This window comes from Legionella pneumophila subsp. fraseri (genome assembly GCF_000586315.1).
GTDB classification, from domain to species: Bacteria; Pseudomonadota; Gammaproteobacteria; order Legionellales; family Legionellaceae; genus Legionella; species Legionella pneumophila_B.
Genome location: NZ_JFIM01000038.1, coordinates 20,368 through 32,579, shown reverse-complemented (window position 1 = coordinate 32,579; position 12,212 = coordinate 20,368). Strand labels below are relative to the sequence as shown.

Sequence of the window (12,212 nt, the reverse complement as noted above, 5' to 3'; positions counted from 1 at the left end):
AATGCCGCCGGAATTGGTGATCATTTCGCTCCGGAATACACATACAAGAGGGGCTTCATGAACGAAGAGCTCTTAAAATATCAATAGCTGCTACTTTTCTCTTAGCCGTGGTAGGGATTTTATTTGGGCTATTGTCGGGTTCATTGGCTATCGTCTTTGACGGTATGTTTAATATGGTGGATACTGTTATATCAATCCTTGCCTTTTTTGTTGCCCGTCTTCTAACAAGTAAAGGGAACAGGAGATTTCAATATGGTTACTGGCATATCGAACCTATGGTTCTTGTTTTGAATGGTTGTATTCTAATACTGCTTTGTACTTATGCACTGGTAAATGCGATTGGCAGTTTGATGTCTGGTGGGCATGAACTGAATTTTGATTGGGCATTTGTGTTTGCTCTTTTGGTATTTTTTTTATCAACAGGCATGTATTTTTATTTAATTAAAAAAAACCGCAAAATTAAATCCGAATTCTTGCGATTAGATATTCAAAGTTGGTTAATGTCTGCGTTGATTTCCACTTCACTCCTATTGGCATTTGGCATCGCAACCTTTTTGCATGATGGAACCTACGGATATTTTACCCCCTACATTGATCCCCTTATTTTAGCGATTCTTACTGCATTTTTGATTTTTGTACCTATAGCTGCAGTCCGTGATGCCATGCGAGACATATTTCGCATGGCACCTTTGGATCTTGATAAAAAAATAAGAGAATTTTTAGATGAGCTTATTAAACAGCGTAATTTCAAGTCCTATACAAGCTACGTTGCGAAAATAGGACGTGCACAATTTATTGAAATACATATAGTAGTACCCATGGGTTACCCAATTTCGAGCATTGAAGCCTTGGATGAAATTCGTAATGAAATCACACTAGCTATTGGAGAAGACACTCCTCAACGTTGGCTAACCATAGCCTTTACTGCAAATGAAAAGTGGATTTAGCAAGTGTATTATTCAAGTTTCCATAGGAATATTTGCGAATATATACTACTGAAAAATTGGGGATTACAGCTAAGAAAGTTTGCTTATGGAACGTCCAGAAGAAAACGCCGGCAATTCTACTTGATTGCATCAAATAAAATATAGGAAGTAAATAGTCAGGCTACTCTGAAGATTCTTTAATAAGGAGTTCTATTGGTAAAGCTGCTTTCTAAAAACTCAAATGATTTCAACCGTTTCTGCCCGAAATCTCTTTTATCCTTTTACTGCCTTAAAAATAAAAAATTGGCATCTTCTGAAAGAGCCTTAAACCAGTTGAATGAAAAAACTTCAGTTTTTCACTGTCGCGATGATAGTTATTGAAAGATTTATACCGCAACTCTATGAATAAAGGCAATATTATGGGATAATTATTGCCCAATTTCGACAATATTAAACTACTTATATGAAAATAAGAGCAATTTCTTTGATGATCGCTATTTTTTTCCCCGTTGCTTTATTCGCCAGCGATGCCACTTGTCCTTTATCAAACGGAATCAATGTACATACTAAAAAGCGAATTTTAAATATTTGTAAAAACGGCTCTGTTATAAAAACCTTTAAAGTGGCTCTCGGGTACAAAGGCGTCGGTAAAAAACAAGCGGGAGATAATAAAACTCCAATTGGTTTATATGGGCTGGCTCATCCCAGAAAATCCAATCAATTTAAAGTCTTCATTCCAATTCTCTATCCAACTAAAAAGCAATTAGCTGCTGGATATTCAGGTAGGGATGTTGGGATCCATGGACCAGCCCAGACATCCAATTTATTTGGTTGGTTAAACAACTTACCAGGCTCAACACGTGGATGTATTGCTGTTGGCAAAAATAACTATATCGAGTATGTGGCTAATTGGGTAAAAGCCAATCCTGGAACTAAGGTTTTAATTATTTAAATTTCAGACGAAATTTGATATTGCCTATATATTCTATGTAGAATGCCCTGATAATGACCGTCTTAATGACAAAGAAAATTCATTTAAACCAGGCAGAGCTTCTAAAGAGTTACGGATTTGTCTAAAATTAAGGCTGCCTGTGCTATCAAATATTTTTAACACCTCAACAACTAAAGGCCTCTCTTGCCGGTCTACATCTTTTATTGCATTGCGAATGAGATGAAGCGCGTCACTAATTGATTGCTCGTCTTCTGTATCTACCTCTTCTATAATCGCTTTTATTTCTTTTAAAATCCTGGGAATTGAGCCATCCTCATTGCACATTAAAGGACACTCTAACAATTGAAATACCACGTAAATATTTGCTTCACGTTCGGTTGCCGGAATTTTCAGGATACTCATCGTTGATTTTTGATGCATAAAGTTCTGCGTATCAGTGTGTTCTTTTGGTGTATGCCTATCGTCTGCACGCACACTTTTCACAATGCTAAATTCGTATATCGGTAAGAGTTGAAGGTTTTTTGACGACAACGTATTGAAAAGAGGGAGTATCTCTTCAGACTTAGGGAATAATTTTTTATTGATATTAGTGATGGAGTGTTCGATCCTGACCATCTCTTTTTTTAGGTTGTCCTTATGCTCTTGCAAGAGTTTTTTAAACAAAGCTTTACTTTGGCCGTCTAAAGTCTGAGGCATTAAGGAGTCAAGATATTCTTGTTGGAGCTTGGGAAGCTATTTCTTGGGTCATTATATGACTGGATTTAAATTGACCCAATTGTGTGGTTAATGAATACACTTGTGGATTTCTGGTTGTGGTGTAAATCGATGCATCCAAAGCAAGATATGAAGATGGTGGGACTGAATTCAAACCCTTGATTATCATTTTAGCGAGTAATCCTGTCTCTTCAACTTTATACACCTTGGGAGGATATTGATTAATATCCATAAACCCCCAACCATTACCAGGTTTATAAGTCACCGCCAGAGTATGGTTGAAAGAACTTAAAAGCACTCCTAAAACATCTTTGCTTGAGCCAGAGCCGGCTTGCATGACGAAGCCTAATTCATCCAAATAATGCTTTAATTCTGCCTCATCAGGAATGAGTGCTTGAGAGTATACCTGGGTTAAACCTCCCAATGCGTTGATTTTATCTGATGCTGCGAGCTCAGAATGAAATGCAATATTCTTTTGGTTGCTATCAGATGAAAGCCCAAATAGTTCCGTATGGCGATAAGGCGCATGATACAAATCCAGGCTTTCAAAAAAAGCCAGGATATCCAATAAGTCCTCATCTTCTTTTGATAAATTTTTGCCCTTTTTTTCTTTAACCGCCTCCATAAGCTTAACTATATCTTGGCCTGAGGAAACAATTCGCTCGAGATGTTTAATCCGTTCATGAAACACATGCTCTTCACCCAAAAGGCAAGCCTCCAGCCAGCGGATAGAAATCCCATGGCATACTCCCTCAACATCGGAATATCCTAATTTTACAAAGCAAGCTAATACCGCATTATGAATATTCATTTTAGGAAATCGGGTGATAAATTGTATTTATATTATAGACACAAGCACAAGACATCGAATCGAGGTGTCAGGGGATTAGCCCCTCCGAATGCACCATATCAAGTAGAGAGTCTTACTTATGTAACACGGTATTGAACAATTGAAAATTATTTTTTCCTCCTACTTTCACCCTATATAATGCTTCATCGGCTTTTCTAATTAATGTGTCTAAATCACAACCATCATATGGATAAATACTTATACCAATGCTGCCTGTAATTGAAATACCATAACGCTTGATTGATATAGGCCTGCTTATAGCAATTAGAATTTTATTTGCTATTTCTATCACTTGGTTTACATTGGATAATTCGGTAAGAGCGATGATGAATTCATCGCCACCATGCCTAACAATTAGGTCAGTAGACCTTAAAATAGTTTGTAATCTTTTTCCAATCTCAATTAATAAAAGATCTCCAATATCATGCCCCAATTTGTCATTCACATTTTTAAAATAATCCAAATCCATAAACATAATAGCAATTTGCTTTTGGTGACGTTTCGCATGTGCTAATGCCTGGTCAAATGACAACTCTAATAGCTTCCTATTTCCCAAACCAGTTAAAATATCATGATACGCGATGTATTGAAGCTCTTGCTCTGCTCGTTTTTGAGCATCAATGTTTTGAATTTGCGAAATAAAATAGAGTGGTTTATTCTCAAGATCTCGGATTAAAGAAGCACTAAGTAAAATCCAAATGATACTACCATTTTTATGAATATAGCGTTTTTCCATATGATAGAATCTTATATCTCCCTCTAATAATTGCCTCACATAGCCTAAATCCAGCTCTAAATCCTCTGGATAAGTGATCGATTGAAAATTAGTTTTCAATAATTCTTCTTCTGAATATCCAACAATCTGACAAAGCGACTGATTAACTTTTAACCACATCCCCTCCAAAGAAACTATAGCCATACCAATAGCAGCAGAATTAAATGCAGAACGAAAACGTAACTCACTTTCCTCCAAATGAGCGTTAATTGCATACAATTTATCAATCAAATCTAAATTCTCATAACGTAATTTAAAATTCTTATTAAGAAGTCCATATCCCATCCAGGATATAATGGATACAAAACAAAAGTAAATCAGCAATGCAGTTCCAAGAAACCAATAATTAAGTGTATTTTGTTGGAAAAGTAAGATACTTAGAGGAATAAGGGTTAATGAAAAAAATAACAGACTTGCTAAAAAACTGGGCTGAAGAATATGTAATCCACCTGATGCGACTCCAATAATTATAATAATGACAATCATTTGATTTAACAGATCATTCTGAGGAATAAGAACTGAACCTGCTATTCCCCATAGAGCCCCATAAATAACAGTGACGCTTATTAACCATTTTAAAAGGTATTTGGATGGTAAGGGGCGATAATAATTAAAGAAAAGTAAACTTCCATGGAGAACAAAAGCTGTTATTACAGCTATAAACCATACAGAGAGAATTTCTTGATCTATTGTTTTATCCAAACCAATAAAAATAATTAATGCACATAAAAAATTTGCAGGAATGCTCAGCAACAAATTTTTATTTAGTAACATTACACGATCTGAAAATATTATTTCATTTATATTTTGAATCTTTGCTTTGGCCTTTTTCATTCAGCGCTCACTGAGATAAAGTGACAAATTCAAAACCTCAATTTGAACCCTACTGTATTAATCTATTGTATTAATATAGTACAAAATACTTAATTGTTAGAAGCAGAATGTGACATGTGTCGTAACTCCATGAATCTGTTATATTATCCAATTGCATAGAATAATAAGGTCAATTTAAGGTAAAATCCCTCTTCATCACTTTAATAGTCTATAGATTTATTGTATGGAAAATAAGAAAAAACGGGTCGTTGTCGCAACTGCCGGGACTTTTCTGGAGTGGGCTGAATTTACTTATTACGCCTATATCGCAAACATTATCTCCGCATTGTTTTTCCCAAAATTGGGAAATCATCTGGGTTTGATAGCAACCTTTTCTGTTTTCGCTCTCAGTTATTTTTTTCGTCCCTTAGGAGCCCTTTTTTTTGGGTATCTTGGAGACAAGATGGGGCGTCGAGTTGCCTTGCAATCTTCTATTATGCTGATGGGCTTATCTTCCCTGTTGATTGGTTGTCTTCCTGCTTACGACTGCATTGGTGTCTTAGCCCCAATTCTCTTGCTCATCTTTCGTTGCATACAAGGCTTTGCCGTATCAGGTGAATTTAATGGCAGCGCTATCTATCTGATTGAACACGATTCAGAAAAACCATGCCAGGCCGGTAGCTGGACCGGTTTTGCTTCCGCATTGGGCATGATGTTTGGCGGATTGATGTCTACTTTAATTTATTTACCTCACATGCCAGAGTGGGCATGGCGTATCCCTTTCCTGTTAGGAACCTTGTCCTGTTTTTGTGCGATGTATTTTCGTAAAAATTTGAGTGAGTCACCGCCCTACCTCACAATAAATAAAGAAAAATCATCAAATCCCCTGAAAATTTTATTTAAAAATTATAAAAAACAATTAATTAAATCAGTATTGTTAGTAGCTGCATTAGGTATTTATATCTACATTATGAATGTCTATTATGCTTCTCATTTAGCAAAATACACCTCGTTGTCAGAAGCTCAAACCAAATTCGTTGTGACCTTGGGGCAAGGATTGGTTGTCCTATTCATTGTTTTAACAGGCATGTACGCTGATCAAACTGACGAAAGACATATTATAAAAATCGGTTTATGGGGGTATTTTATTGCGGCTCCTATTGCTTACCTGACCCCTCAAACGAATTCTTTGGTATTAATTCTCTTATCACAGATTCCCTATGCGCTATGCAATGCGCTGGTAGGCACACCAATTTTCAAATTATTGAATGATTTTTTTCCAACTCAGATTCGATACAGCGGTGTTTCTATTGCATGGGGAATAAGTATGGCTATTTTTGGAGGAACAGCGCCATTGGTTGCCAATTATTTACAATATTCACTCAAATTAGCCACCGCACCAATATTCTATATACTTTTATCAGCCAGTGTTGCCTTGCTCGTTCTGCATGATAAAAGGAGTTACAAGATTGCCCCCCTAAAATTATGGTCTGATAATTGAATAAAGTCAGTATCACCATTGCAAAAAAATGTCTATGCAAGCATCCAGGCAATTGGTAACAATTGCTGCTTAATAGGCTCTATTATTCGATTCATCATAGCCCTGTCTAAGAGCCTTCTTTCAATAGTCTTCTCTTTTCGTGCCAAATTTCAAAGGCATTATAGACTGTAGGCACAACAAACATATTTAAAACCGTTGAAGTTAATAATCCTCCTAATAACACTTGCGCCAAAGGGCGTTGAAGTTCCTTACCAGCAGGAGACCCCCACAACAGGGGTATTAAAGCCAGAGCCGCTGTCGCTGCTGTCATTAATACGGGGACCAGGCGATCAAGAGTTCCCTGTATAACCACTTGTTCACGTTCCCTCCCCAGAGAGCGCAATTGATTATAGTGGCTCACTAAAATAATCCCATTACGTGCCGCAATTCCAAACAGAGTAATAAAACCAATCATGGCGGCTACACTCATGTCACCACTGGCAAGAAATAAAGAAACAACGCCACCAATCAATGCCAAGGGTAAGTTGAACATAACCAACAATGCTTCACGAAATGTGCCGAAAGCCTTATGAAGAAGTATTAACATGATAAAAATTGCCAATGCACCAAACAGAACAATCACACGAGATGCTTGTTGTTGACTTTCAAACTGGCCGCCATATTGAATGAAATAACCAGCAGGTAATGAAACCTTTTCCTTAACCTGATGCTGCACCTCTTGAATCACACTACCCAAATCTCTCTCTTGCACATTAAAACCGATAACCAGAACACGTTGCACATTTTCTCGATTAATTGCAAAAGGTTGAGGCTCTAACTGAATATCGGCTACTGCACGTAAAGGAATTTTCGTTTCTCGATTATTGGCCGCACCATGGGCATCAATCAGCATATTTTGGATGGCCCTAACACTATCCCGCTCTGTTTCACCCATACGCAAATACAAATCAAATGTCCTCTGGCCCTCAAGAATACTGGATACCGTCATGCCATTGAGAAGGATTTGAACATCCTCTGAAATTTGGCCAATGTTGACACCGTAACGAGCAGCTTTATCTCGATCAATTTTAATGACCAACTGCGGTACATTGATTTGCTGTTCTTTATTAATATCCACTACTCCGGGTACGTTTTTTAAAATGGATTCAACCGATTCGCCTAATTCGTTAAGGGTAGCAAGATTATCGCCAAAAAGTTTCACAGCAACTTGTGCTCTAACTCCTGACAACACTTCATCCATGCGATGGGCAATAAATTGCCCCACATTAAATAGCGCTCCAGGAATATTCGCCAAATCAGCTCGAATACGTCGCAACAATTCATCAGGAGACATGGTTTTGTCTTTACCAAAATTCAGATGTACATCGAATTCACTAATATTCGGTGGTAAAGCATCTTCATCCAATTCACTGCGACCCGCTCGTTGGGCAATGGAAATCACTTGCGGATATTTCAATAACGTCTTACTGACTTGCTTACCCAAACGCATGGATTCATTCAATGAAGTTCCAGGAAGAGTACTCATCACAATAATAAAGTTGCCCTCATGAAACTCAGGCAAGAAAGAGGTTCCAAAAAAAGGAAGTAAACTCAAAGCAAAAACGAACGCTGCGATTGAGATGGCTAAAACTGTTTTACAATGGGCCAAAGACCAAATTAAGCCGGTTAAAAAATGTTTTTTTAACCAAATCACAAACCGCGTTTCCGTTTGCGTATGCTGAGCCGTTTCCTCTTGTGTGTCATGATAACGTTCGTCTTCGGATAAAGCATGCACAGCCACTTTAGCATCCTGGTTCTTTTCAGTTTTTCGCACCAAAAGGAGGTAACATAGGGCTGGTACCATAGTAATAGAAACGACAAGAGAACCTATTACGGAAGCAATATAGGCAATGGCTAATGGGCTAAAAATCCGCTCGGGAATTCCTGACAAAAAGAAAATAGGTAAAAACACCAGGCTAATTATGATGGTCGCATAAACTACTGAACTGCGAATTTCCAAAACCGCATCAAAAACAATTTCAATCGCAGGCAAAGGCTTTTCCGCCAAACGATTAAGTCGTAAGCGATGTACCACATTTTCTACAGTAATAATCCCATCATCGACCACTTCACCAATGGCAATCGCCATTCCACCCAAAGTCATGGAATTAATGCCAAAACCAAAATAATGAAGGACCAAAATACCTGCGATAAAAGAAACGGGCATAGAGAGAAAGGTAATAAATGAAGCTCGCCAATTCATCAAAAATAGAAAGAGCACCGCAATCACAATAACAGCTCCTTCAATAAGAGCCCTGGTTAGGTTGTGAATGGCTGACTCAATGAAATTGGCTTGACGAAATACTTCTGTATTTAATTCAACACCTGCCGGTAAGGATTTTTTTATATCAGCTAAAGCTTGCTCCACTTTACGTGTTGTGGTTAATGTATCAGCTCCATAAATTTTGGAAACAGTACCAATAACAGCGTTTTCTGCATTGAAAGAAGCATCGCCTCGCTTGATTTCACCGCCAAAAGCAACTGTGGCTACGTTATTAACAGTAATAGGAACTCCCTTGCGCACTACAATCAGTGTTTTTTTTATATCGTCTAAGGTCTTAATGCGCCCAATGGTACTTACAACAAATTCCGTACCCGCCTGATGAACAAACGCACCAGGTACATTTTGATTTCCTGTTGCCAAGGCTTGACGAACTTCTTCGACTGTAATGCCATAAGCCAGCAGGCGCTTGGGATCAAGCTGTACTTGATATTGCTTTACTTCTCCGCCCAGGGAAACTACTGAAGCGACTCCGCCCAAAGCCAGCAGGCGTGGACGAATAGTCCAGTCGGAAATCGTGCGCAAGGTTTCAGGGCTTGCTGTGCGGCTCACCAAAGCATATTTAAGCAACCACCCTACTGCAGAAGTGACTGGCAGCATCACAGGTGAGGAGACTCCAGGAGGAAGACGGTTGACTACTTGTTGAATCCGCTCATTCACCAGTTGACGATTGAGATAGATGTCTGTTTTATCATCAAATACCACAGTAATTGTTGATAATCCGACTGAGGTTTTTGAGCGGACACTAGCTACCCCCGGAGTCCCATTGATGGCACTTTCCAAAGGATAAGTAACCAGTGTTTCTACATCCTGGGTTGCCATGCCTGGTGCCTGGGTTTGGACTACAACTTGAGGCGGAGCAAACTCAGGAAAAACATCGACCGGCATTTGTTTTAGAATGTAGCTACCTAGCAAACAAAGAATAATCGTTAACGCCAAAATCAAGGGGCGATTATGTAAAGACCAGGCGATGAGGCGGGTAAACATTTAATGATGCTCCTCTTGCCCTGATTGCTGTATTTGCCCCCCACTCAACCAAAGTGTATAAAGCTCGCGATTACCCTGAGTGACAACAAGATCACCAGGAACTAAACCTTCAGTAATTTCTGAATAATCATCTTCTACAGCACCTACTTTAACATTCACTCGTTTGTAGGTACCACCATTTTGCACAAAAACAAATTGCTCGTTATCTGCTTGTAAAAGGGCAGTATTCGGCACAACGAGTGCTGCCTTATTATAAGTTAAAATCACATTAGCCCGCACAAACATTCCGGGTTTTAGGATCCCCTCCCTATTGTCCAAAGTAATTCGTACATTGACTGTACGGGTCATTGGATCAAGATTGGGCTCAATTAAAGTGACTTGGCCTGGAAATGTCTGCTTGGGATAACTTAAAGCGTGAATATTCACTTCTTGCCCTACTTTCACTTTACCCAAATCTTCTTCATACACTTGAGCTACGACTAATAATTTATCGCGATTACTGATATGAAAAAGAACTGTATTTGGCTCAACAGCCTGTCCTAAATTGATATTCCTGGCATCAATGATGCCTGCAATTGGAGCATTGACTGCAACACTCGGCGGAGGATTTCCCACTAATCTTGATTGCACTGTAGCCAAGCGCTGCCCAGCCTTGACACTATCTCCCAAATTCACATCAACCGCTGTCACACTCCCACTAATCCGGATGCTGACATCGGCTTGAGCATCAGGTAATAATTGAATTTGACCATTTAACCCCAGCAATTGCGCCATAGGACGATTGGTTGCCTGAACCACTTTGATGTCAAGCATCCTTGCTTGTTCCATGGTCAAATGAACTGGGCCTTTGGCTCCTCCTTCAACCACATCTATGTCTCCTCCATGCGCAAAACTCATATGCATGGGAAAAAATAAGCCAAGAAAACAGCCAGTCAAGATCGTCATTCTGATTTTAAGTTGCAATCTCATTTGCTATCCCCATTCCTTTGATACTCTAAATAAGAGCAAAACCCATCCGTTTTGCCAGGACCAATAGCCGTACACAAGGCGATATAGACTTGTAAAAATTTTTCTAAAGTATTGAGATAAGTAGTTTGCAAATCGTTTTGTTGTTTTTGCACTTGTAACACATTTAAAAAAGAAATTTGCCCATTTTCATAAGAATCACGAGCCAGTTTTACATTCTCGACAGTCAATTGAAGAGAAACCCGTTGTGTTTCCTCAAGGCTCTTACGCAAAGCTTTGATTTGCTCATAGTTACTGGCTATCTCCGTTGCAATACTTAAATCAAGGGCACGTAAAGACATTATCGCCTGGGTACCTGTGTGACTTGCTTCTAAAATTCGCCCTTGATTACGATTTAAAAGAGGAAGAGGAACAGAAAGCGTGACACCCAAAGTGCGATCAGGGGGTTGAGGAGGGCCTTCTTCCACCACAATTTTATCCTGCTGAATACCAACTCCCACTGTCCAATCGGCAAACCGTTCAGCTTTTGCCAAACGGCGATCAGCGTTGGCGCGTTCAATCAATAATGCGATAGATTGGCGATCAGGTCGATTTTTAAGCGCCTGTGCTTTAAGAGCATCTAATACCGGGAGTTTTTTTCAGCAGCAAAATCCATCTTAAGCGATAAAGATGAATTAGCTTCGCGTCCCATCAATTGATTCAGTATGGCATATTGGCTGATACGAAGACTACGCAAAAGATGTTTTTCTTGAACAATACGCAAATACTCAATGCGTGCCGCATTTTCATCCAGTTTTGAAATTTCTGCAGCATGATAACGGTTATGGATAACGTCAACCAATTCCTGGTTAATCTGCAACAAGTAATTTACCTGTTGTATGCGGCGCTCTGTAATCACTGCTGTATAAAAGGCATTAGCTACTTTGGCACTGAGTTGACGCTCGGCTTCCCTGATTTCTGCAACAGCTTTCAACACATCCAGACGAGCCACTTTTTTTTGCTTTGCAATACGTCCTGAAATAGGAAATGCCTGGCTAAAGCCAGCACTGCGCGAATACTCTCCTTCATCAGTGAATAAACGATCATCATTATTTGAAAGATTTAAACTTGGATTAGGCCAAAAACCTGCTTGTAGCAAGCGGGCTTTTGCGATAGATACGTTGTAACGGGCAGCTTTTAAATCCTTGTTGTTTGCTAATGCAATGTGGGTAACTTCTTTAAGAGTCAAGGCTTTACCTGCCGTTACCAGAGAGGTATACAGCAGTAGCAGAACTACTCCATAAGCAAACCGCCAAACACGATGATATTCCATAAACGATAGCTCAAAAAATCTATCTATCTTCAGTCAACATGGAATCGAAAAAATAATCTGTGGCAAGTGCATACATCAAGAGTAATGGACTGTGTT

The 12,212-nt window shown here is 39.0% G+C and carries 7 protein-coding genes and 2 pseudogenes; 3 read left to right on the top strand and 6 right to left on the bottom strand.

All coding sequences use genetic code 11. The features are described from left to right. The first annotated feature begins 35 nt into the window (after nt 1-35). Both CC34_RS0109000 and CC34_RS0108990 read left to right on the top strand, forming a co-directional pair. The gene (locus CC34_RS0109000) at nt 36-947 is read left to right on the top strand and encodes a cation diffusion facilitator family transporter (protein WP_028379428.1); all 912 of its coding nucleotides are present in this window, start codon (nt 36-38) and stop codon (nt 945-947) included. 442 nt (nt 948-1,389) lie between these two features. Further along, nucleotides 1,390-1,878, top strand: a complete 489-nt coding sequence (locus tag CC34_RS0108990) for a L,D-transpeptidase family protein (RefSeq protein ID WP_027228553.1) — start codon at nt 1,390-1,392, stop codon at nt 1,876-1,878. A gap of 33 nt (nt 1,879-1,911) precedes the next feature. Here the strand turns inward: CC34_RS0108990 and CC34_RS0108985 are convergent, their stop codons facing one another. The 3 genes and pseudogenes from CC34_RS0108985 to CC34_RS0108975 form a co-directional block, all read right to left on the bottom strand. Next, a complete protein-coding gene (locus CC34_RS0108985) occupies nt 1,912-2,574 on the bottom strand; it encodes a hypothetical protein (protein WP_027228552.1) in 663 nt (220 codons plus the stop codon). Between the two features lie 34 nt (nt 2,575-2,608). After that, nucleotides 2,609-2,863, bottom strand: a pseudogene (locus tag CC34_RS01000000116305) (Dot/Icm type IV secretion system effector LegA6); the annotation flags it as partial. 652 nt (nt 2,864-3,515) lie between these two features. After that, nucleotides 3,516-5,051, bottom strand: coding sequence for a GGDEF domain-containing protein (locus CC34_RS0108975; protein ID WP_027228551.1), 1,536 nt, complete (start codon nt 5,049-5,051; stop codon nt 3,516-3,518). A 223-nt stretch (nt 5,052-5,274) separates the two neighbouring features. On the opposite strand from CC34_RS0108975, the gene CC34_RS0108970 reads away from it, so the two are divergent. Continuing rightward, on the top strand, nt 5,275-6,531 hold the full coding sequence (locus CC34_RS0108970; protein WP_027228550.1) for an MFS transporter: 1,257 nt from the start codon (nt 5,275-5,277) through the stop codon (nt 6,529-6,531). Nucleotides 6,532-6,637: 106 nt separating this feature from the next. Here the strand turns inward: CC34_RS0108970 and CC34_RS0108965 are convergent, their stop codons facing one another. The 3 genes and pseudogenes from CC34_RS0108965 to CC34_RS01000000116300 all read right to left on the bottom strand — a co-directional run bounded on the left by CC34_RS0108965 (nt 6,638) and on the right by CC34_RS01000000116300 (nt 12,116). Next, nucleotides 6,638-9,838 (bottom strand): efflux RND transporter permease subunit, encoded by a 3,201-nt coding sequence (locus CC34_RS0108965; protein ID WP_027228549.1) that lies wholly within the window; start codon nt 9,836-9,838, stop codon nt 6,638-6,640. After that, nucleotides 9,839-10,807 (bottom strand): efflux RND transporter periplasmic adaptor subunit, encoded by a 969-nt coding sequence (locus tag CC34_RS0108960; RefSeq protein WP_027228548.1) that lies wholly within the window; start codon nt 10,805-10,807, stop codon nt 9,839-9,841. Then, nucleotides 10,804-12,116: pseudogene (locus CC34_RS01000000116300) on the bottom strand (TolC family protein). The gene CC34_RS0108960 and the pseudogene CC34_RS01000000116300 overlap by 4 nt, the downstream one beginning before the upstream one ends. Between the last annotated feature and the right edge of the window lie 96 nt (nt 12,117-12,212).